Origin of the sequence: uncultured Piscinibacter sp. (genome assembly GCF_937952055.1) — a bacterium.
GTDB lineage: Bacteria > Pseudomonadota > Gammaproteobacteria > Burkholderiales > Burkholderiaceae_C > Piscinibacter.
The window spans coordinates 1-19,822 of record NZ_CALFYO010000007.1 but is presented as its reverse complement, the minus strand read 5'-3'; the positions used below and the strand labels follow the sequence as shown (position 1 = coordinate 19,822).

Here is a 19,822-nt window from a genome sequence, read left to right as displayed (position 1 = left end):
ATGCGCTTTTGCAGCCTCGGCAGCGGCAGCGGCGGCAATGCCACCGTCGTCGAGGCACGCGACGGCGGCCAGCTCCATCGCGTGGCGATCGACTGCGGTTTCTCGCTGCGCGAGTTCGAGGCCCGGCTGGCCCGAGTCGGGCTGCAACCCGACCAGCTCGACGCCATCTTCGTCACGCACGAACACGGCGACCATGTCGGCTGCGCGCTCGCGCTGGCGAGACGCCACGCCATCCCGCTGTGGATGAGCCGCGGCACCTGGCGGGCCATCGGTGCCCCCGACCTCGACGGCCTGCTGAACTTCGCCCGCGATGGCGAGACGATCGCCCTCGGCAGCCTGCAACTGAGTCCCTACACCGTGCCCCACGACGCCGCGGAGCCCCTGCAACTTCGCTGCAGCGACGGCGCGGCCCACCTGGGCGTGCTGACCGATGCCGGATCGATCACCCCGCACCTCATCGAGCACCTGCGCCACTGCGATGGGCTGCTGCTCGAGTGCAACCACGATGCACAGATGCTCGCCGAGTCGCGCTACCCGCCTTCGCTGAAGTCCCGCATCGGCGGCCGCCTCGGCCATCTGTCGAACGACACGGCAGCGCGTGTCCTCGGCCAGTGCCTGCACGGCGGCCTGAAGCATCTGGTGGCCGCACACCTGAGCGAGCAGAACAACCGCCCGGAACTCGCGCGCAGGGCCCTGGCCGCGGCCTGCGGCGCCGAACCCGACGACATCGTCGTGGCGGACCCCCGCAGCGGCTTCGACTGGCTGACGATCCGCTGATCGTGGGCCCGAAAATACACAAGGCCGCCTCACGGCGGCCCTGGAAGCGATTCGGTACGAAACCGATTACTTCTTGACGGCGTCAGCAGCGGCCGAAGCAGCCTCGCTCACCGCGGCGGCGGCTTCCGAAGCGGCACCGGCAACGGCGGCGGCGGCCTCCGAAGCGGCGCCAGCCACGGCGGCCGAAGCCGCGTCAGCAGCGGCGGCGACCGGAGCGGTCACAGCAGCGGGCGCGGCAGGAGCGGGAGCCTCTTCCTTCTTGCCGCAGGCGGCAAGAGCGACGGCAGCAACCAGGGAAGCCAGCAGAACGGTCTTCTTCATACTTGTGTCCTCAAATCAAAGAGTCGAACAATCACCGGTAATCGTGGGATCCCTCCGATTCGGCAGAGGCCCATCCAAAAGGCCCGCAGAGCTCGAACGTCTCCTTCTGGCCAGCCTATGATTATAGCCAGCCCTAGGGAAGTCCCCTAGAGCCCCAAAGTCGTCGCGGGAAAGGCCTCCTGCGAGCGTTGCAAAACCGCATCAATCAATTCCCGCCACTGCACCGCATCGGCCGCCTCCCGCGAGGCCACGCCGCGATAGCTGACGTGATCGTGCAGCCGCACCGAAAGAAGGCCAGGCGCCAGAAGGATGCTGGGCATCTGTCCGGCTTCCAGTTCATTGTTGGTGCGGCAATGCACCACATGCGAGAACTGACGACGCCATGTCACCCAGCGGGAGTGACGACGGGTGATCTCGTCGAAACTGCGGGCAATGACAGTCAGACTGCGGTGCGCAGCCACCCAGTGGGTCAGGTCGTCGATGACGGCTCGCTCGCCGATCGGCCAGTCGGCGAAGTCGTCATCGATCAGCCAAATGTCCCGGCAGCCGACCAGCGCCGCCTCGGCGAAGGCGCCTCGCACGGCGTTCTGGAAGTCGCTGCGCGAATCGAAGATCGCGCGGGTCGGTTCGCTCATCGGGTCTCTCCCTCTGCCACGGCATGGATCCAGCCGGCCTGCGCCCATTGTTCGAGCAGCCCACGCGCATCGTCGCTCAGGGCGGCGAGTTCGCGGGACCCGAGTTCGCGCCGATCGGCGAGTCGCCGCATCAGTGTGGCATCGCGGCCGCCGGCGCGGAACGCCTCGCCATTAATGAACACATGCGCGGCGTCGTGCAGCATGCGCGTGCGCCGATCGAGCCGCACCGCGCACCGTTCAGGCAGTGACGCGCCAGCATCGAACCACACGCCCGGCTTGGGCTCGCTGAGCACCTCGCCGAGCGCAACGTCGAAGCCGCCATGCGCGTGCAGCCAGTGCTGCAGCGACACGCGCGCGAATTCCCGAAGCGCTTCGGGAATGCGGCCCGGCTGCGTGCTCGCCTGCTGCTTCGGGTCACGGTAGAGGCGGTCGTCCTCGCGTGCCTCGTCGGCGTCCAGGGCCCGCTGCAGCAGGTCGCGCGCGAGCTCGTGCGCGCCGGCGGCGCGAAAGCCGATCGAGCAGGTCATGCATTCGCCCTCGGCGGTACCGTCGTGGGCCCAGCGTGGCGGCAGGTAGAGCATGTCGCCGGGTTCGAGCAGCCACTCCTGCTCGGCGACGAAGTTGGTGAGGATCTTCAGCGGCACGCCTTTCTGCAGTTGCGGATCCGGCAAGCGTCCGATGCGCCAACGCCGCGTGCCGTGGATCTGCAGCAGGAACACGTCGTAGGAATCGAAGTGCGGGCCGACACCGCCGCCGTCGGTGGCGAAGGACACCATCACATCGTCGAGCCGGGCGTCCGGCACGAAGCGGAAGCGTTCGAGCATTTCACGCGCTTGCTCCAAGTGCAGGTCCAGGCCCTGCACCAGCAGGCTCCACCGTGTGCGTGTCAACGCCGGAAGCGCCCTCCGCGCAAGAGGCCCGTGACGCAGCGTCCAGTCGCGGCCGTCGCGCACGATGAGTCGAGACTCCACGTCCTCGCTCGCTGCCAAGGCGAACAGCTCGGCGCGCGAGACGAAAGGCCTGGGCATGGGCAGCGCCTGGCGCACCAGCAGCGGCTTCTTCTGCCAGTGCCGGCGCATGAACTGCTGCGGGCTGAGGCCGCCGAGCAGAGCGGTCGGCGAGGCGATGTCGATCGGGGTCATGAAGGTGATTGTGCGATCATCTCCGCATGCTCATCACGCCCCCCTGCGTCGTCACCCTCACCTGGCGACTGCAAGATGCCCAAGGCAACCTGATCGACGAGCTCGCCGAGCCGCTCGAGTTCTTCTACGGCGGCGACGACCTGCTCGAGAAGGTCGAGGAAGCGCTGCTCGGCCAGGACACCGGCTTCACGACGGTGCTGCACCTCGAGCCCGAGCACGCCTTCGGCGACTACGACCCGTCGCTCGTCTTCTTCGAGTCGCGGTCCATCCTGCCCGAAGGCGTGGAGGTTGGCATGCAGTTCGACGGCCCGCCTCCGGGCGCGGCCACGCCGGACATGCCTTCCGATGCGATCTACACGGTCACCGAGGTGTATCCGGAACATGTGGTGCTGGACGGCAACCATCCGCTGGCCGGCATGGCGCTGCGTCTGGATCTGCAGGTGCGCGACGTGCGAGCAGCCACCGAGGACGAGATCGAGGGCGGCACGGTCGGCTCGTCGGCCTTCACGGTGCTCAACACCGCCCCGGCGGGCCCGCAGCTGCACTGATGCACTGACGCGGCGTCGCCGCGTCAGTGCTTGCCCGTCGAACCGAAGCCGCCGGCACCGCGCTGCGAGGCGCCGAAATCGTCGACGCGCCGGAACGCCGCCTGGACGACCGGCACGATGACCAGTTGCGCAATGCGCTCCATCGGCTGCACGGTGAACTCGGCCTGTCCGCGGTTCCAGCAACTCACCATCAGGGGGCCCTGGTAGTCGGAGTCGATCAGGCCGACGAGGTTGCCGAGCACGATGCCGTGCTTGTGGCCCAGGCCGGAGCGCGGCAGGATCATCGCCGCCAAGCCCGGGTCGCCGATGTGGATGGCAATGCCCGTCGGGATGAGTTGGGCCTGCCCGGGCATCAGCACGAGCGGCGCATCGAGACAGGCGCGCAGGTCGAGGCCGGCGCTGCCGCTGGTGGCGTAGGCGGGCAATTGCTCGGCCATGCGCGGGTCGAGCACTTTCAGGTCGATGATGGTCATGTGATGGCGGTGCTGAGGCGCGCGGCGATCTCGGCGACCAGCGCGCGGGCGAGGGTGAGCTTGTCGGCGCGCGGCAGTTCCCGATGGCCCTTCGCGTCGACAAGCGTCAGCGCGTTGTCGTCCTGGCCGAACGTGGCGGGCCCGAGGTTGCCGACGATCAGCGGCACCCGCTTGCGCTCGAGCTTCTCGCGCGCATGCTTGAGCAGGTCGTGGCTCTCGGCGGCGAAGCCCACGCAATAGGGCCGCTCGGGCAGCCTGGCCACCGCGGCGAGGATGTCCGGGTTCTCGGTCAATTCGAAGCTGGGCGCAACCTTGTTGCCGTTCTTCTTGATCTTCTGTTCCGACAATGTCGCCGGCCGCCAGTCGGCCACCGCCGCAGTGGCGATGAAGACATCGTGCCGCGCAGCCGCGGGCAGCACCGCGTCATGCATCTGCTGCGCGGTGCGCACGTCGACGCGCCTCACGCCACGCGGCGTGGGCAGATGCACCGGCCCCGCCACCAGCGTGACCTCGGCGCCGGCATCGGCGGCAGCACGCGCGATCGCGAATCCCATCTTGCCGCTGGACAGGTTGGTGATGCCGCGCACGGGGTCGATCGGCTCGAAGGTCGGGCCGGCGGTGATCAGCACCTTCTTGCCCAGCAGCGGCTTGGGCTGGAAGAACGCCACCAGTTCGTCGAGCAGTTCCTGCGGCTCGAGCATGCGGCCGTCGCCGATCTCTCCACAAGCCTGGTCGCCGGCCGCAGGGCCCAGCACAGTGGCACCGTCCGCGCGCAATTGCGCGAAGTTGCGCTGCGTGGCCGGGTGCGCCCACATCTCGCGGTTCATCGCCGGCGCAACCAGCAGCGGGCAACGCTCGATCGGCCGCGCCAGGCACAGCAGGCTGAGCAGATCGTCGGCGCGCCCATGCAGCAACTTGGCGACGAAGTCTGCGCTGGCTGGCGCCACCAGCACCGCATCGGCCTCGCGCGTCAGGTTGATGTGCGCCATGTTGTTGGGCTCCCGCGCATCCCACTGACTCACGTAGACGGGCCGATTCGACAGCGCCTGCATCGTCACCGCCGTGATGAAGTGCTCGGCGGCCTCCGTCATCACCACCTGCACGGTGGCGCCGGCCTTGACCAGCGTCCGCGTCAGTTCGGCGGCCTTGTAGCAGGCAATGCCGCCCGACAGTCCCAGCACCAGGTGCCGGCCGGCGAGTTCGCCCTGGGCATTCACAACGGCATCCATGCGCGCGACCAGTCCGAGAAGTTGAACAGCACCCGCACCGCCTTGCCGTAGACCTGCTCGTGCGGCAGGAAGCCCCAGTGGCGCGAATCGACCGAATTGTCGCGGTTGTCGCCGAGCATCAGGTAATGTCCGGGCGGCACGACGCAGCGCCAGGCGCCGGCACGCTGCACGATGCAGTCCGACTCGATGCCCTCCACGGGGAGGCGGCCCTGCACGAATGGGTTGACCTTGATGCGGTGGCCGTGGCCGTCGATGGACTCGTGCATCAGCCACTGGCCGCGATCCTCCTCGGCCACACCTTCGCCACTGCCTTCGCTGAGCAGACGCACCTGGGCCGGCGCGTCGCCGACGCTGACGACACCGTTCTCGAAACGAACCACGTCGCCGGGCAGTCCGACGAGCCGCTTCACGTAGAACTGCGACACGTCCGCCGGATAGCGGAACACCACCACGTCACCACGCTGCGGCGCGGCGAACTCGATCGCCGTGTTCGTGAAAGGCAGTCGCGGGCCGTAGACCAGGTGGTTGACGAGCAGGTAATCGCCCACACGAAGGGTGGGCTCCATCGAGCCCGAGGGCACCCTGGGCCAGTCGGCCAGCGCCACGCGGCAGGTGAACATCAGCGCGACGACGACGAACAGCTCGGCGCCGAAGTGCACCCACCAGGGCTTCTTCGCCGCTGCGTCGCCGAGGCGGCGCAGCCGCAGCCGCCACGCCGACCAGCAGGCGCCGGTGGCCACGGTGGCGAGAAAGAGGATCTCGTTGACCGAAAAGCCGATCTGCACGGCGCGCCGCTCAGGCGAGCTCGCGCGCGCTGATGGTGTACCTGAAATTGTCCGGGTCGAGTGGGTCGTAGCGCCCCTCGCCGCTTTCGGCCTGCGGGTACATCAGGAAGCCGAGCTTGTCGCCCACCTTGGCGCCGGGAAGTGCCACGTCGTGCGCCGTGTTGTAGGCCAGCCAGTTGCCCTCCCAGCCACCGAACAGGGCCTTCTTCACCGGCGCCACCACCGGATGGTTGACGTCCTTGATCCACTCCCCGGTTTCCTGGCGCATCACCTTGCCCACGTCGGCAGGGTCCATCGCCACCCAGCCGTGCGCGCCCAGGAACACCTCGGCGCGGCAATGCTGCGCGCCCTGCAGCTTGGCCGGGTTGCCGCCGAGCTCGCGATAGCCGAATGCCGAAGGCACGAGGCGGATGCCGTAGACATCGCGCGCCGGCACGCCCGCTGCACGACACAGGCCGACGAACAGCGCGTTGATGTCGCCGCACTTGCCGCCCAGGTTGCCGGTCTCGAGCATGGACTTGATGTCGCCCGTGCCGCAGCCTCGCACCTTGGGCTCACGGTAGGTGTTGGCGACCACCCAGTCGTACAGCCGCTGCACCTTCTCGACGTCGGTCTTGGCGCCGCGCGTCGCCTCCTGCGCGGTGCTGCGCACGATGCCGTCGGTGGGCATCAACTCGGTGGCCGCCAGCCACGACCTGAGCGTCGCCGGCTCCTCCTGCACCGAGGCCTTGCGCGACCAGTCCGTGGCACGGCTGCGCGTCTGCACGCGGCTGGTCACCTGCAGCACCGGCGCGGCGGTGCCCGCGGCGAACTCCGCGTAGAGCATCTTCGCGCCATAGCGGCTGTCGGCCACCACGCGCGTTGCCGCGGCATTGCCCGTCCAGGCGTTGTCGAGCGACTGTTGGTAGTCGCTGTCGACGGACGGCAGCGGGATCCACACTCGCGAGTCGCCCTGGGGCTTGGACAGTTCCACCCGCGTGGTCATCTCGAAGGTGCGCCATGCGCCCGGCTCGGGCGCGAAGCGGCGCTCCTGTGAGAACGCGACGGCAGGCAGCAGGCCGGCGGCGCCCGCGGCAGCGGCCGCGCCGAGCAGTTCACGACGGGTGAAGTGGTTCATGCATCTACTCCTTCGACAGCGGTTCATCACGCCGCACGTGGGCCGAGCGGCGCATTATTGATCACGTGGCGATCAGTGACTCGACCAGCGCGCGGCCGTCCGCGCCCGTCCAGTCGACCTCGCCGCGAACCTCGGCCACCGGACGGCCGCGCCGCGACACCATCAACGTGGTGGGGAACACCGAGACGGCAAAGGCACGTGCCGCGGCGCCGTCGCGGTCCAGCAGCACCGGCAGCGACAGCGGCACGGCGTCGAGAAAGCGGCGAATGGCCGATGCGGACTCTCGGAAATTGATGGTGAGCACCGCCAGGCCGTCGCGCTCGTGCTTGAGGGCCATCAGGTCCAGCGAAGGCATTTCCGCGCGGCAGGGCTCGCACCAGGTGGCCCAGAAGTTCAGCACCACGGGCCGGCCACGCAGGGCCGCCAGCGACCAAGTCCGTCCGTCGAGATCGACCAGCGACAAGGGCGGCACCGCTCGTGAGGACGGCCAGGGCCGCACTTCGAAGGACGCGCGGGCGAGCGACGCGTGCGCGAGCAGGGCCGCCGCGCCGGCGCGCAGCACGGTGCGGCGCGGGAGTCGAACAGTCACGTTCATCGGCGGGCATTCTGGCGGAGTGCGTCAGACCGCGCCGACAGGCTCGACAAAGCCCCGAACGCTGTGCAAGATGACCCGACGCCCGCCCCGCCGAGCCTCCCATGACCGAACCGCGCTTCCTCCAGATCCAGCAGTCCGACCTCAGGGCCGAACACGCCGCGACCTGCGCGGCCCTGCTCGCGCCCCAGGCGAGCATCGCGCCCAAGTACTTCTACGACCGGCTCGGCTCGATGCTCTTCGAGGCGATCACGGCACTGCCCGAGTACTACCCGACGCGCACCGAGGCAGGCATCTTCGAGCTCGATGGTGCAGCGATGGCACGGGCCGTCGGCACGGTGGGCACGATGTTCGACCTCGGCGCCGGCAACTGCGCGAAGGCCGCCGGGCTGTTCCCGCTGATCGAGCCCGCACGCTATGTCGCGGTGGACGTGTCGGTGGAGTTCGTCCGCGAGGCGCTGCGACGCCTGCATCGTGAGCATCCGCGCATCGAGATGGTGGCGCTGGGGATGGACTTCTCGACCGCGCTGGCCTTGCCCGCCGGCCTCTCCCGGGGCCGCCCGCTGTTCTTCTACCCGGGCTCGAGCATCGGCAACTTCACGCCCGACGAGGCGCTGGCCTTCCTGCGCCGCGTGCGCAGCCACGCCGACGACGGAGCGCTGCTCGTCGGGGTCGACCTGGTGAAGGCGAAGGGCAGGCTGGAGGCGGCCTACGACGACCCGCTCGGCGTCACGGCGGCCTTCAACCTGAACATGCTTCGCCACCTCAACGCCGTGATCGGCAGCGATTTCGAAGTTTCGCAGTGGCGGCATATGGCCCTCTACGACGAGCGCGCCTCGCGCATCGAGATGCACCTCCAGGCCCGCTCTTCCACGGTGGTGAGTTGGCCCAGCGGAGGGCGAAGCTTCGAGGCCGGCGAGCGCATCCTCACGGAGTATTCGTACAAATATACCGTCGATGGCTTCGAGTCGCTGCTGGGCGCGGCCGGCTTCTCGCAAACCCGCATCTGGCGCGACGAGCGCAGCGATTTCGCCGTCTTCCTCGGCCTCCCCTGACGGGACTTCTGCGCGATCGGCGGAAAGCGCCGGTCGTCATCTCTGACGCACGAACCTGGTCTACAGTGCCGGGCCCATGCCGACTCCTGAACCGATGACCACCGCTGCTCCCGCGTCTGCCGCGTCGGCGCCCCTGTGGACGCTCGACGGTCTGCGCGCCGCCGACCCGGTGCTCGGCCTGGCGCTGCTGATGCTGGTGGCGATCCTGCTGGCCGAGACGCTGCATCGCACCTGGCGACTGCCGCGCATCTGCGGCCACATGGTCACCGGTGCCGTGGCCGGCCCGGTGATGCTGCGGCTCTTCGAAGGCCTGGACCTCGATCCGTGGAAGCCGCTGATCGACCTCGCCATCGGCGCCCTGCTCTTCGAACTCGGCACGCGCATCCGGCCGCGCTGGCTGCTCGACAACCGCTGGCTGGCGCTGAGCTGCCTGCTGCAGGCGCTGCTGTGCGGCCTGTTCGTCACGCTCGCGCTCGGCTGGCTCGGCGCACCGTGGCTCACCGCGGCGGTGGTCGGCACGGTCGCGGCATCGACCTCGCCGGTGATCGTGCTCGCCGTCACCCACGAATCGCGCGCACGCGGCCAGGTCACCGAACGCCTGCTGATGATGGCCGCCTTCAACGCCGTGGTGGCGGTGATTGGCCTGAAGGTGCTGCGCATCGTGCTCGCCTCCGACACCGGCTCGCCCGCCGAAGAGTTCACGCACGCGTCGATCAGCGCGCTGCGCGTGATCAGCGGCTCCTTCCTGCTCGGCGTCGCCTGCGGCTTCGCGCTCGACCGCCTCAGCCCGCTGGTGCGCGGCACGCCAGCCATGCCGGTACTGCAGATCGCGCTGGTGATCATCGCCAGCATGCTCGCCGCGCAGTGGACGCTCTCGCCGCTGCTCGCCCTGCTCGTCGCCGGCATGACGGCGCGTGCGCGCATGAAGCACGCGCTGACCGTCGAGCCGCACCTCGGATCGGCCGGGGCGGTGCTCAACGTGCTGCTGTTCATCTGCCTGGGCCTGCTCTTCACGCTGGAGGGCCTCACCACGCTCTGGCCCTGGGTGCTGGTCATCGTGCTCGCGCGGCTGGCCGGCACGGCGGCCGCCATTGCCGGGCTGGCACGCGTCAGCGGGCTCAGCCACCGGCAGGCGCTGGGCCTGAGCCTGGCCTTGCAGCCGATGAGCAGCCTGGCAGTGCTGCTCGCCGCCGACACCTTCGGCTGGAGTTCGCAGCTCGGCGGCACGCACACACCGACCATCCATGCCCTGCTGCTTGCCACCACGTTGATGCAGGTAACCGGGCCGATCTGGACCCAGCTCTCCCTGCGCCACCTGGCGCGCGAGACGAACGACCACTAAGGCCCGACGCCGATGGCCCTGCAAGACTTCACCGTATCGCAGCCGTTGACGCTGGGCGTCGAGCTGGAACTGCAGCTCGTCAGCACGCACGATTTCGACCTCGCCCCCCAGGCCGAGGACCTGCTTCGGGTGCTCAAGGGCCACAGCGGCGACTGGGACGTCAAACCGGAGATCACGCGCAGCATGATCGAGATCGGCACCTCGATCCAGCGCCAGCACGCGACGCTGCTCGCCGAGTTGCGCGACCTGCGCGACCAGCTCGCGCGCGGCGCGCGCAAGCTCAACATCGGCATCGCCGGCGGCGGCACGCACGCCTACCAGCACTGGAGCCAGCAGAAGATCTTCCCCGGCGAGCGCTTCCACTACATCAGCGAACTGTACGGCTACCTGGCCAAGCAGTTCACCGTGTTCGGCCAGCATGTGCACGTCGGCTGCGAGGACGGCGACCGGGCGCTGTGGCTGCTGCACGCGCTGTCGCGCTACGTGCCGCACTTCATCGCACTGTCGGCCTCCTCGCCTTTCGTTCAGGGCGTGGACACCGGGTTCGACTCGGCGCGACTCAACTCGGTGTTCGCCTTCCCGCTGTCGGGACGCGCGCCTTTCTGCCTGTCCTGGGACGAGTTCGGACACTACTTCGACAAGATGACCAGCACCGGCGTCGTGCAGTCGATGAAGGACTTCTACTGGGACATCCGCCCCAAGCCCGAGTACGGCACGATCGAGCTGCGCGTCTGCGACACGCCGCTGACGGTCGAGAAGGCGGCCGCGCTGGCCTGCTACCTGCAGTGCATCTGCCGCTACCTGCGCGAGCAGAAGCCGTTCGAGCCGGCCGAGGACGACTACCTCGTCTACACCTTCAACCGCTTCCAGGCCTGCCGCTTCGGGCTGGACGGCGAGATCGTCGACCCCAAGACCAAGGAGCGCCAACGCCTGCGCGACGACATCCTGCGCACGCTGGCGCGCATCGACGAGCATGCGCTGGACCTGCAGGCGCTGGACGCGAGCAACCTGATCCGCGAGAGCCTGTTCGCCGGCAACGACGCGCAGTGGCTGCGCGGCTTGCGCGGCGCCGGTCGGCCGCTGTCGGCCGTGGTGGAAGCCTCGGCGCGGCGCTGGATGGGCGAAAGCTGACGCCCCGTCAGCGGGATCGATTGCGGCCGCGCCGTCGCGCAGGCGGCGGCATCGCGCGGCGTGGCGCATCGGCTGGCGATGCTCAACGGCGGCGGACCTCCCGCGGCTATCGTATGCTGGCCCGATGAAGTCGCACCTGCTCCCCTTCGCCGCCCTGCTGCTCCTGGCCGCCTGCGTCGCGCCGCCCCCGCCCTTGCCCGACGCCGAGGTGCTGATCTTTGGCGAACAGCACGACCAACCCGACCACCAGCGCCAGACCGCACGCACCGTCACCCGGCTCGCGGCCGAGGGCCGGCTGGCCGCGCTGGTGATCGAGATGGCGGAACAGGGCCGCAGCACGGCCGGGCTGCCGCGCGACGCGGATGCCGCCGGCGTGCGTGGCGCACTCGCCTGGTCGGGCTGGACCTGGTCGGTCTACGAAGAGGTGGTGATGGCCGCGGTGCGTGCCGGCGTGCCCGTGCTGGGCGGCAACCTGCCGCGCTCTCGGCTTCGCGACACCATGGGCGACGCCAGCCGCGAAGCACTCGTCGACGCGCCGGTGCGCGCGAAGCTCGCCGCCGCGGTGCGCGAGGGTCACTGCGATCTGCTGCCGCCGGCGCAGGAGCCCGGCATGGTGCGCATACAGATCGCGCGCGATCAGGCCATGGCGGAGACTGTCGCCGGCGCCGTGCGCCCCGGCCAGCGCGTGGTGCTGCTCACCGGCGCGCAGCATGCCTCGCGCGACCGCGGCGTGCCCCTGCACCTGGCGCTGCGCCATGGCGCCCCCCGCGTGCACGTGGTGATCTTCGGGCCCGAGAGCCACGGTCTCGCCGCCGACGAGTTGCGCGCGGCGCGCCTCACGCCGCGTCCGGACCCTTGCGAAGGCCTGGCCGAGCGGCTGCGCCATCCGCCCGGGCGATCCTGAGCACGCTCAGGCGCGCTCGGCCACCCAGCCCTGCACGGAGGCGAGCGCCGCGCCGAGCCCGGCAGGTTCGGTGCCGCCGGCCATCGCCATGTCGGGTTTGCCGCCGCCCTTGCCGCCCACCTGCTGGGCGACGAAGTTGACCAGCTCGCCGGCCTTCACCCGCGCGGTGGCGTCGGCCGTCACGCCGGCGGCGAGCTGCACCTTGCCGCCGTCTACCGTGGCCAGCACGATGGCGGCGCTCTTGAGCTTGTCCTTCAGCTTGTCGAGCGTCTCGCGCAGCGCCTTCGCATCGGCACCGTCGAGCTGCGCAGCCAGCACCTTCAGGCCCTTCACGTCGACCGCCTTCGCGATCAGGTCGTCGCCCTGCGCCGAGGCCAGCTTGCCCTTGAGCGCAGCGAGTTCCTTCTCGAGCGAGCGCACCTGCTCCAGCACCTGCGCCAGCCGCGCCGGCACCTCGGCCGGCGCCGTCTTCAGCGTGCCGGCGATGCGGTTCACCGTGCCCTCCAGAGACTGCAGGTAGGCCAACGCGTTGCCGCCGGTCACCGCCTCGACGCGGCGCACGCCGGCGGCCACGCCGCTCTCGGCGACGATCTTGAACAGGCCGATGTCGCCGGTACGCTGCACGTGCGTGCCGCCGCAGAGTTCGCGGCTCGAGCCGATGTCGAGCACGCGCACCTCGTCGCCGTACTTCTCGCCGAACAGCATCATCGCGCCGGACTTCTGCGCCTCGTCGATGCCCATCACGCGCGCCTGCGTGGCAGCGTTGGCGAGGATCTCGGCGTTGACGATGGCCTCGACCTTGGCGATCTGCTCTTCACTCATCGGCGCGTTGTGCGCGAAGTCGAAACGGGTGCGATCGGCGTTGACGAGCGAACCCTTCTGCTGCACATGGCCGCCGAGCACCTCGCGCAACGCCTTGTGCATCAGGTGCGTGACGCTGTGGTTGCGCATCGTCTTCGCGCGCGTCTCGCCGTCGACACGCGCGACGAACACGTCGCCGATCTCCACCTCGCCCTCGACGATCCGGCCGCTGTGCCCATGCACGCTGGCCTGCACCTTGATCGTGTCCTCGACGAGGACGCGCGAGCGGGCATTGCGCAGCTCGCCGGTGTCGCCGACCTGGCCGCCGCTCTCGGCATAGAAGGGGGTGTGGTCGAGCACGATCACCACGTCGTCGCCGGCCCGGGCCTTGCGCACCGGCGTGCCGTCGACGTACAGCGCCGTCACCTTGCTGTGCTCGCACACCAGGTGCTCGTAGCCGTGGAACGCGGTGGCCGCGCCGTCGTACTCCAGGCCCGCGGCCATCTTGAACTTGCCCGCGGCGCGTGCCTGCTCGCGCTGGCGGTTCATCGCCGCCTCGAAGCCGGCGGAATCGACCGTCACACCGCGCTCGCGGCAGACGTCGGCAGTGAGGTCGAGCGGGAAGCCGTAGGTGTCGTGCAGCTTGAACGCCGTCTCGCCGTCGATCTGCCGGGTGCCGCCGGCCAGCGCCGCTTCCAGGATCTCCATGCCGATGGCGATGGTCTGGAAGAAGCGCTCCTCCTCTTGCTTCAGCACCTCGGTGACGCGCAGCTTCTCGCGCTTGAGCTCCGGGTAGGCCTCGCCCATCTCGTCCACCAGGGGCGCCACCAGCGCATGGAAGAAGGGCTTGCGCGCGCCGAGCTTGTAGCCGTGGCGGATGGCACGGCGGGCGATGCGGCGCAGCACGTAGCCGCGGCCTTCGTTGCCGGGGATCACGCCGTCGGTGACGGTGAACGCGCAGGCGCGAATGTGGTCGGCGATGACCTTCAGGCTCGGGCTGCTCTTGTCGCAGTCGCCACCGCCCGCGGCGTCCACGGCCGACTTGGCCGCCGCCAGCAGGTTGACGAACAGGTCGATCTCGTAGTTCGAGTGCACGTGCTGCAGCACCGCGGCGATGCGCTCCAGCCCCATGCCGGTGTCCACGCTCGGCTTGGGCAGCCTGTGCATCACGCCCGCCTCGTCGCGGTTGAACTGCATGAACACGTTGTTCCAGATCTCGATGTAGCGGTCGCCGTCCTCGTCCGGGCTGCCCGGCGGTCCGCCCGGAATCTCGGCGCCGTGGTCGTAGAAGATCTCGGTGCACGGGCCGCAGGGGCCGGTGTCGCCCATCATCCAGAAGTTGTCGCTGGCGTAGCGCGCGCCCTTGTTGTCGCCGATGCGCACGATGCGCTCGGCGGGCACGCCCACCGTCTTGTTCCAGATCTCGTAGGCCTCGTCGTCCTCGGCGTAGACGGTGACCCACAGCCTCTCCTCGGGCAGCTTGAACACCTCGGTGAGCAGTTCCCAGGCGTAGCTGATCGCGTCCTTCTTGAAGTAGTCGCCGAAGCTGAAGTTGCCCAGCATCTCGAAGAAGGTGTGGTGCCGCGCGGTGTAGCCGACGTTCTCCAGGTCGTTGTGCTTGCCGCCGGCGCGGATGCACTTCTGCGAGGTGGTGGCTCGGTTGTAGGGTCGCTTGTCGAAGCCGAGGAAGACGTCCTTGAACTGGTTCATCCCTGCGTTGGTGAAGAGCAGCGTCGGGTCGTCTCCCGGGATCACCGGGCTGGAGGCCACGATGGCATGGCCCTTGGACTCGAAGAACTTCAGGAACGCTTGGCGGATGTCGGCGGCTTTCATGAAGCGGAATTCTACCGGGGGCACCTCGGCCGCCGGCCCGCCGCAGTAAAGTGGCGGGCTGCACTCCGGAGACTGCGCATGGACATGAAAACCTCACCGCTGGCCACCCTGGCCGACGCCTCGCTGCTGAAGACCAACGCCCTCATCAACGGCGAATGGGTCGCCGGCAGCAGCCGCTTCGACGTGCACGACCCGGCCACCGGGCAGAAGCTCGCCGACGTCGCCAACCTCGGCCCGGCCGAGGCCGAGGCCGCGCTGAAGGCGGCCGAGAAAGTCTGGCCGGCCTGGCGCGGCAAGACCGCCAAGGAACGCGCCGCCATCCTGATGGCCTGGTTCCGCCTGCTCCACCAGCATGCCGACGACCTGGCCCGCATCATGACCGCCGAGCAGGGCAAGCCGCTGGCCGAGGCAAAGGGCGAAGTCGGCTACGGTGCCAGCTTCCTCGAGTGGTTTGCCGAGGAAGCCAAGCGCATCTACGGCGAGACCATCCCGACCACCGACGGCAACAAGCGCTACCTCGTCATCAAGCAGGCGATGGGCGTCTGCGCAGCGATCACGCCGTGGAACTTCCCGATCGCGATGATCACGCGCAAGGTCGCGCCGGCGCTGGCCGCCGGCTGCCCGGTGGTGATCAAGCCGGCCGAGCAGACGCCGTTGTCGGCGCTGGCCGTGGCCGAGCTGGCGCAGCGGGCCGGCATGCCGGCCGGTGTGCTCAACGTCATCACCGCCGACGGGCCCAACTCCATCGCCGTGGGCAAGGTGCTGTGCGCGAGCGACATCGTGCGCCACCTGTCCTTCACCGGCTCCACCGAGGTCGGCCGCATTCTCGCCGCGCAATGCGCGCCGACGGTCAAGAAGCTCAGCCTCGAGCTCGGCGGCAACGCGCCCTTCATCGTCTTCGACGATGCCGACATCGACAGCGCCGTCGAGGGCGCGATGGTCAGCAAGTACCGCAATGCCGGGCAGACCTGTGTGTGCGCGAACCGCCTCTACGTGCAGGACAGCGTCTATGACACCTTCGTCGCCAAGCTGGCCGAGAAGGCCAAGGGCATCAAGGTCGGCAGCGGCTTCGAAGCGGGCGTGAACCAGGGCCCGCTGATCGACGACCAGGCGATCGGCAAGGTGGAGCGGCACGTCGCGGATGCGCTGAGCAAGGGCGCCAAGGTCGTGGTGGGCGGCACCAAGATCGGCGAGCGCTTCTACACCCCGACCGTGCTGGCCGACGTCACCGGCGACATGCTGTGCGCGAAGGAGGAGACCTTCGGCCCGGTGGCCCCCGTGTTCCGCTTCAAGACCGAGGAAGAGGCCATCGCGATGGCCAACGACACCGAGTTCGGCCTGGCGAGCTATTTCTACAGCCGCGACATCGGCCGCATCTTCCGCGTCGGCGAGGCGCTGGAGTACGGCATGGTCGGCATCAACACCGGCCTGATCTCCACCGCCGAGGTGCCCTTCGGTGGCGTGAAGCAGTCGGGCCTGGGGCGCGAGGGTTCGCACCACGGCATCGACGACTATGTCGAGATCAAGTACCTCTGCCTGGGCGACATCCTGAAGTGACGCTCAGCCGTCGTTGGCCGCCGCGCCGGTGAGGCGGCCTTCGGCGGGCGCCGCGGCGGCCAGCGCGCTCGCGCGTGCCAGCAGCACCTCGGGCTTGGCGCCATCGCGCAGGTGCAGGGCGACGCCGAGCGCCGCGGCGAGTGCCACTTCCTGTCCGGCCACCTGGAAGGGCGAGCGCAGCATCGTGAGCAGCTTGGCACCCACATGCGCCGCGTCGCCCGGCGCGAGCAGCGCCGCCAGCAGCACCGCATAGCTGTCTTCGCCGAGCGACGCGACCACGTCGCTCGCGCGCACACCCGCGCGCAGACGAACTGCCAGCTTGCGGCGCAGCACGTTGGCCGACTCGCGCCCGAAGCGCGCCGTGACAGTTCCGAAGCCCTCCACGCGCAGCACCAGCACCGCCATCGGCGCCGGCTGGCGCTCGCGCAGCGCGATCAGGTGGCTCATGTGCTCCACCAGCTGCTGCCGGTGCGGCAAGCCGGTGGCCAGATCGGTGGCATAGGCCTGGCGAGCCTCGCGCTCGATGCGGCGGCGCTCGACGGCGACGCGAACGCGCGCACCGAAACCCGGCGATCGCAGGTCGTGCGCGCCGACCACATCGGCCGCGCCCTGGCGCAGCCAGGCGATCAGCGGCGCGGCATCGTCCCCTTCGGCCACCACCACCAGCGCCGTCGCAGCCGCATCGGCGGGCAGGTCGGCCAGCCCGGAGCTTTGAGGCAGCAGCACGGCGTCGACGTCGCCGGCGTCAAAGGATGAACCCGGGGGAAACGCGACCACCTCGAACGGCCCGGCGCTGGAGACGGCCAGCGATGCCTGCACGACATCGCGCAGCAACTCGGGCACCAGCACACGCAGCGATTCGAGGCTCATGGCGCGGCTCTCTCCGGATGCGACAGAGGGCCCTGGCGGGCCCTCTGGACGGCGAATCGTGGAGCGGGTGAAGGGAATCGAACCCTCGTATGAAGCTTGGGAAGCTGCCGTTCTGCCATTGAACTACACCCGCAGCAGGCGGATATTCTAGCCTCCCGCTCCCCCTTGCCGCGCTTCGCGCTCCCGTGTCGCGTCCGCTGTCCCAAGGGCCGACGGGGCCGTCGGATTACTTCGCGATCTTCTCGAACGCCGCCATCGCATTGTCCTTCGGGTTATCGAGACAGTGATCGATGAACTTGTCGGTGATCTGCGCCAGCTTGTCGATCTCGTACTTCGTGGTGCCCTTCTTGCCGAGCACGTAGCCGTGCGCCAGCGCCAGGGCGACATCGCGGTCCTGTCCCGACAGTCGCATGAGGTCCTTGCAGCTATGGTCCTTCAGGTCCCTCGCGTTCTGGCTCGGTTGATCGGCAGCCGAGGCGTTCATCGCAGCGACAGACAAGGCCGCAAATGCTGCGACAGCAACTTTCTTCTTGAACATTCAGATCTCCTTTTCGGATGACGGGTTGTCGATCACAAACCTCTCATGCAATCGTCGTAGACGCGCCTGTAGATCTCATTGCGCCGCGCCCCTCCGGCCATACCGCCGACGACCGCCCCGGCGGCGGCCCCGCGGGCCGCTCCTTTGCTGCCTCCGACGATTGCACCGAAGGCCGCGCCGCCGAAGCTGCCGCCGACTGCCCCGCCCGCGACCCCGGCCGAGTTCATCGCCGCCCGTTCAGCGCGCGCCCCGCACTCGGCCGCCGATGGCACCGCCCTGACCACGACGGTGGTCTGAGGAACCACCTCCTGCTTGATCACGGTCGTGGTCTGCGACAGCGCTGGCATGGCAGCCATGGCCGCCGCGATGAGCAACGGCATGGACATTCGAGCGGGAAACTTGCAAGACATCGCGGTCCTCCGAATCGTTGAGCCTGTGAGGTCGGTCGCGGCGCATGGCGTCTGCCAGCGCACGCCTATTTCTTGACGAGGTACAGCTCGCGCAGGGCCTTCTGCTTCGTGGCATCGATGCCAAGGCCGTCAGCGAAGTACTTGTCGATCGTGCCGTACTTCGATTGCATCTCGTCGAATGCGGCGTCGAGGTATTCCTTCTTCACGCCCAGGATGGCCTTCGGGATCTCCGCGTCGCCGCCAGCCGCGACGAATCCGTCGATCGCCTTCTGGTAGGCGGGAAGAATGTAGTCGTTGCTGCGCAAGTAGTCCGCGTATATCTGCTCCTTCGGCACTCCCATCAATGACAAGAACGCGGCGGCCGCCCACCCCGTCCGGTCCTTGCCGGTCGTGCAGTGGAAGAGTGCAGGCACCTGCTGCCGGTCACCGAGCGACTGGTAGAGCTTGCTGAATTCGCGCCTTGCACTCGGCAGCGCGATGAATTCGCGATACGACGCCTGGAACGCAGCGACCACCTTGCCGCCGCCGAGTTCCGCATTGGCCTGCTTCGGATTGGTCATCAGCTTCTCCAGCTGCGCCGGCCCCGCGGCGGGCGAGTCCGCAAGCACGTCGAGCACGACGTACTTGACGCCTGTCGGCAATTCCTCCGGACGCTTGTCGCGCTCCTCAGCGGTGCGCAAGTCGAATGCGTTCTTCAGGCCGAGGGCGGCGAGCTTCTCCATGTCGGCGGGTGGGATGCCGCTCAGTTGGTTGGAGCGATAGACGAGCCCGCTCGCGATGGTCTTGCCATCGGCCGTTCGGTAGCCGCCCAGGTCGCGCAGATTAGGAATCGACCCGATGCCGACATTCCTGCCGGCGGGCGCGGAAGGTGCGGTTTGCGCGCAGCCCCCGGTCAAAGTGATCGTGACGAGCGCCCCTGCGAGCAGGCTCATCCATCGTGCTGTGGTTCTCACGACTCTCCTCTCATGGCGCCAAGGGACGCGGGTCCCCCGCTCACCCCCGTGTGTCGAACGAGGCCGCTGACGCGGCTCATCGCCCCATGAACTTCGCTTGCCCTTCGATCTGGGCAGCGGCTGCGAACACCAGGTCCGCGATCCGGTAACCGGCCAGCGTCAGGCGCCGCTCCGTCGTGCTCTGCAGCCTGTCCCAGTAGCCGGGAGGCAATGCCGGGGCCTCCTTCACCGGCGAGACGCCATTCAGGATGAAATTGATCATGTTCTGAACCAGCTTGTCGGCGGGCTGGTCCTTGTTCGGATCGGGCAGCGTCGTGAGGTTGTAAGCCCAGTCCGCGGCCACCTGGTGGCTTTCCTTCGCCCACTTCTCGAAGGCTTTCGGGTCGGTGATCGGCGTCGCCTTCAACTCGGGATAGGACGAGCGCGGATGCTTCTTCATGTAGGCCTGCGCGTGACGATCCACCTCCTCCAGGGTCGGAATACGAAGCACATTGCTGTCCCACAGGATGTGCAGGGGGGATGGGTGAATTGGTGACAGGGTCCATCACGTATCTCTGGGTCGCCGCCGAGTTGCCCGTCGGGTAATCCTTGGAGAAGTAATCGCTGACGTGCAGGGGCTGGTGGATGTCGCCCATGATGTGCATCACCCAGCACAATCCGAACGCGCGTTCCGCGGGCGACGACTCGAGATTCGCGAGCATGGAGTAATTGAGCGACAAGGCCTCGAGTGCCTGCCCGGTGGGCTTGCCTTCGTGAGCCGGTTGGCCTACCAGTTGTAGAGAACGCTCAGGCCGATGCTCTTTTCGTCC

The 19,822-nt window shown here is 68.7% G+C and carries 21 protein-coding genes, 1 tRNA gene and 1 pseudogene; 7 read left to right on the top strand and 16 right to left on the bottom strand.

Annotated elements, in window-relative coordinates; translation table 11 throughout:
- Complete coding sequence (locus tag Q0599_RS01680) at positions 1-777, top strand: MBL fold metallo-hydrolase (protein ID WP_298824753.1); 777 nt, start codon at positions 1-3, stop codon at positions 775-777.
- Between the two features lie 66 nt (positions 778-843).
- Here the strand turns inward: Q0599_RS01680 and Q0599_RS01675 are convergent, their stop codons facing one another.
- From Q0599_RS01675 to Q0599_RS01665, 3 genes are all read right to left on the bottom strand, one after another.
- Complete coding sequence (locus Q0599_RS01675; RefSeq protein ID WP_298824750.1) at positions 844-1,098, bottom strand: hypothetical protein; 255 nt, start codon at positions 1,096-1,098, stop codon at positions 844-846.
- 146 nt (positions 1,099-1,244) lie between these two features.
- Complete coding sequence (locus Q0599_RS01670) at positions 1,245-1,733, bottom strand: hypothetical protein (RefSeq protein WP_298824747.1); 489 nt, start codon at positions 1,731-1,733, stop codon at positions 1,245-1,247.
- Positions 1,730-2,866, bottom strand: coding sequence for a cupin domain-containing protein (locus Q0599_RS01665; RefSeq protein WP_298824798.1), 1,137 nt, complete (start codon positions 2,864-2,866; stop codon positions 1,730-1,732). The genes Q0599_RS01670 and Q0599_RS01665 overlap by 4 nt, the downstream gene beginning before the upstream one ends.
- Before the next feature lie 35 nt (positions 2,867-2,901).
- Between Q0599_RS01665 and Q0599_RS01660 the strand changes: the two genes are divergently transcribed.
- The gene (locus Q0599_RS01660; protein WP_298824743.1) at positions 2,902-3,423 is read left to right on the top strand and encodes a peptidylprolyl isomerase; all 522 of its coding nucleotides are present in this window, start codon (positions 2,902-2,904) and stop codon (positions 3,421-3,423) included.
- A gap of 23 nt (positions 3,424-3,446) precedes the next feature.
- Here Q0599_RS01660 and dut read toward each other — a convergent pair whose 3' ends face one another.
- The 5 genes from dut to Q0599_RS01635 all read right to left on the bottom strand — a co-directional run bounded on the left by dut (position 3,447) and on the right by Q0599_RS01635 (position 7,622).
- Positions 3,447-3,896, bottom strand: coding sequence for a dUTP diphosphatase (gene dut / locus Q0599_RS01655; RefSeq protein WP_298824741.1), 450 nt, complete (start codon positions 3,894-3,896; stop codon positions 3,447-3,449).
- On the bottom strand, positions 3,893-5,125 hold the full coding sequence (gene coaBC / locus Q0599_RS01650) for a bifunctional phosphopantothenoylcysteine decarboxylase/phosphopantothenate--cysteine ligase CoaBC (RefSeq protein ID WP_298824738.1): 1,233 nt from the start codon (positions 5,123-5,125) through the stop codon (positions 3,893-3,895). The genes dut and coaBC overlap by 4 nt, the downstream gene beginning before the upstream one ends.
- Entirely contained in the window at positions 5,110-5,910 is an 801-nt protein-coding gene (gene lepB, locus Q0599_RS01645) for a signal peptidase I (protein ID WP_298824736.1), read from the bottom strand. The genes coaBC and lepB overlap by 16 nt, the downstream gene beginning before the upstream one ends.
- Before the next feature lie 10 nt (positions 5,911-5,920).
- Complete coding sequence (locus tag Q0599_RS01640) at positions 5,921-7,027, bottom strand: transglutaminase family protein (protein ID WP_298824733.1); 1,107 nt, start codon at positions 7,025-7,027, stop codon at positions 5,921-5,923.
- Positions 7,028-7,088: 61 nt separating this feature from the next.
- Positions 7,089-7,622, bottom strand: a complete 534-nt coding sequence (locus tag Q0599_RS01635; protein ID WP_298824731.1) for a TlpA disulfide reductase family protein — start codon at positions 7,620-7,622, stop codon at positions 7,089-7,091.
- A gap of 101 nt (positions 7,623-7,723) precedes the next feature.
- Between Q0599_RS01635 and egtD the strand changes: the two genes are divergently transcribed.
- The 4 genes from egtD (at position 7,724) to Q0599_RS01615 (ending at position 12,051) form a co-directional block, all read left to right on the top strand.
- Positions 7,724-8,674, top strand: a complete 951-nt coding sequence (gene egtD, locus Q0599_RS01630) for an L-histidine N(alpha)-methyltransferase (RefSeq protein WP_298824728.1) — start codon at positions 7,724-7,726, stop codon at positions 8,672-8,674.
- 94 nt (positions 8,675-8,768) lie between these two features.
- Positions 8,769-10,016 (top strand): cation:proton antiporter, encoded by a 1,248-nt coding sequence (locus Q0599_RS01625; RefSeq protein ID WP_298824725.1) that lies wholly within the window; start codon positions 8,769-8,771, stop codon positions 10,014-10,016.
- A 12-nt stretch (positions 10,017-10,028) separates the two neighbouring features.
- Positions 10,029-11,147 (top strand): YbdK family carboxylate-amine ligase, encoded by a 1,119-nt coding sequence (locus tag Q0599_RS01620; protein WP_298824722.1) that lies wholly within the window; start codon positions 10,029-10,031, stop codon positions 11,145-11,147.
- A gap of 124 nt (positions 11,148-11,271) precedes the next feature.
- Complete coding sequence (locus tag Q0599_RS01615) at positions 11,272-12,051, top strand: ChaN family lipoprotein (RefSeq protein ID WP_298824718.1); 780 nt, start codon at positions 11,272-11,274, stop codon at positions 12,049-12,051.
- Positions 12,052-12,057: 6 nt separating this feature from the next.
- On the opposite strand, the gene alaS is transcribed toward Q0599_RS01615, so the two are convergent.
- The gene (alaS, locus tag Q0599_RS01610) at positions 12,058-14,685 is read right to left on the bottom strand and encodes an alanine--tRNA ligase (protein ID WP_298824715.1); all 2,628 of its coding nucleotides are present in this window, start codon (positions 14,683-14,685) and stop codon (positions 12,058-12,060) included.
- Positions 14,686-14,763: 78 nt separating this feature from the next.
- Between alaS and Q0599_RS01605 the strand changes: the two genes are divergently transcribed.
- Positions 14,764-16,242 carry an NAD-dependent succinate-semialdehyde dehydrogenase gene (locus Q0599_RS01605; protein WP_298824712.1) on the top strand — a complete coding sequence of 493 codons (1,479 nt, stop codon included), beginning with the start codon at positions 14,764-14,766 and terminating at the stop codon, positions 16,240-16,242.
- 3 nt (positions 16,243-16,245) lie between these two features.
- Here Q0599_RS01605 and Q0599_RS01600 read toward each other — a convergent pair whose 3' ends face one another.
- The 7 genes and pseudogenes from Q0599_RS01600 to Q0599_RS26085 all read right to left on the bottom strand — a co-directional run.
- The gene (locus Q0599_RS01600; RefSeq protein WP_298824709.1) at positions 16,246-17,112 is read right to left on the bottom strand and encodes a diguanylate cyclase; all 867 of its coding nucleotides are present in this window, start codon (positions 17,110-17,112) and stop codon (positions 16,246-16,248) included.
- Positions 17,113-17,171: 59 nt separating this feature from the next.
- Positions 17,172-17,245, bottom strand: a tRNA-Gly gene (locus Q0599_RS01595).
- A 93-nt stretch (positions 17,246-17,338) separates the two neighbouring features.
- On the bottom strand, positions 17,339-17,650 hold the full coding sequence (locus Q0599_RS01590) for an HdeA/HdeB family chaperone (protein ID WP_298824706.1): 312 nt from the start codon (positions 17,648-17,650) through the stop codon (positions 17,339-17,341).
- Between the two features lie 32 nt (positions 17,651-17,682).
- The gene (locus tag Q0599_RS01585) at positions 17,683-18,030 is read right to left on the bottom strand and encodes a hypothetical protein (RefSeq protein WP_298824704.1); all 348 of its coding nucleotides are present in this window, start codon (positions 18,028-18,030) and stop codon (positions 17,683-17,685) included.
- A 95-nt stretch (positions 18,031-18,125) separates the two neighbouring features.
- On the bottom strand, positions 18,126-18,992 hold the full coding sequence (locus Q0599_RS01580; RefSeq protein WP_298824702.1) for a tyrosine-protein phosphatase: 867 nt from the start codon (positions 18,990-18,992) through the stop codon (positions 18,126-18,128).
- A 97-nt stretch (positions 18,993-19,089) separates the two neighbouring features.
- A complete protein-coding gene (locus Q0599_RS01575; RefSeq protein WP_298824795.1) occupies positions 19,090-19,521 on the bottom strand; it encodes a hypothetical protein in 432 nt (143 codons plus the stop codon).
- A gap of 100 nt (positions 19,522-19,621) precedes the next feature.
- Positions 19,622-19,786, bottom strand: a pseudogene (locus Q0599_RS26085) (S1/P1 nuclease); the annotation flags it as partial.
- Between the last annotated feature and the right edge of the window lie 36 nt (positions 19,787-19,822).

Excerpts from the sequence above, each read along its gene's own strand:
- Q0599_RS01680 (WP_298824753.1), top strand. The coding sequence starts at position 1 with ATGCGCTTTTGCAGCCTCGGCAGCGGCAGCGGCGGCAATGCCACCGTC.
- Q0599_RS01675 (WP_298824750.1), bottom strand. The coding sequence starts at position 1,098 with ATGAAGAAGACCGTTCTGCTGGCTTCCCTGGTTGCTGCCGTCGCTCTT.
- Q0599_RS01670 (WP_298824747.1), bottom strand. The coding sequence starts at position 1,733 with ATGAGCGAACCGACCCGCGCGATCTTCGATTCGCGCAGCGACTTCCAG.
- Q0599_RS01660 (WP_298824743.1), top strand. The coding sequence starts at position 2,902 with ATGCTCATCACGCCCCCCTGCGTCGTCACCCTCACCTGGCGACTGCAA.
- dut (WP_298824741.1), bottom strand. The coding sequence starts at position 3,896 with ATGACCATCATCGACCTGAAAGTGCTCGACCCGCGCATGGCCGAGCAA.
- coaBC (WP_298824738.1), bottom strand. The coding sequence starts at position 5,125 with ATGGATGCCGTTGTGAATGCCCAGGGCGAACTCGCCGGCCGGCACCTG.
- Q0599_RS01640 (WP_298824733.1), bottom strand. The coding sequence starts at position 7,027 with ATGAACCACTTCACCCGTCGTGAACTGCTCGGCGCGGCCGCTGCCGCG.
- Q0599_RS01635 (WP_298824731.1), bottom strand. The coding sequence starts at position 7,622 with ATGAACGTGACTGTTCGACTCCCGCGCCGCACCGTGCTGCGCGCCGGC.
- egtD (WP_298824728.1), top strand. The coding sequence starts at position 7,724 with ATGACCGAACCGCGCTTCCTCCAGATCCAGCAGTCCGACCTCAGGGCC.
- Q0599_RS01625 (WP_298824725.1), top strand. The coding sequence starts at position 8,769 with ATGACCACCGCTGCTCCCGCGTCTGCCGCGTCGGCGCCCCTGTGGACG.
- Q0599_RS01620 (WP_298824722.1), top strand. The coding sequence starts at position 10,029 with ATGGCCCTGCAAGACTTCACCGTATCGCAGCCGTTGACGCTGGGCGTC.
- Q0599_RS01615 (WP_298824718.1), top strand. The coding sequence starts at position 11,272 with ATGAAGTCGCACCTGCTCCCCTTCGCCGCCCTGCTGCTCCTGGCCGCC.
- alaS (WP_298824715.1), bottom strand. The coding sequence starts at position 14,685 with ATGAAAGCCGCCGACATCCGCCAAGCGTTCCTGAAGTTCTTCGAGTCC.
- Q0599_RS01605 (WP_298824712.1), top strand. The coding sequence starts at position 14,764 with ATGGACATGAAAACCTCACCGCTGGCCACCCTGGCCGACGCCTCGCTG.
- Q0599_RS01600 (WP_298824709.1), bottom strand. The coding sequence starts at position 17,112 with ATGAGCCTCGAATCGCTGCGTGTGCTGGTGCCCGAGTTGCTGCGCGAT.
- Q0599_RS01590 (WP_298824706.1), bottom strand. The coding sequence starts at position 17,650 with ATGTTCAAGAAGAAAGTTGCTGTCGCAGCATTTGCGGCCTTGTCTGTC.
- Q0599_RS01585 (WP_298824704.1), bottom strand. The coding sequence starts at position 18,030 with ATGCCGTTGCTCATCGCGGCGGCCATGGCTGCCATGCCAGCGCTGTCG.
- Q0599_RS01580 (WP_298824702.1), bottom strand. The coding sequence starts at position 18,992 with ATGAGCCTGCTCGCAGGGGCGCTCGTCACGATCACTTTGACCGGGGGC.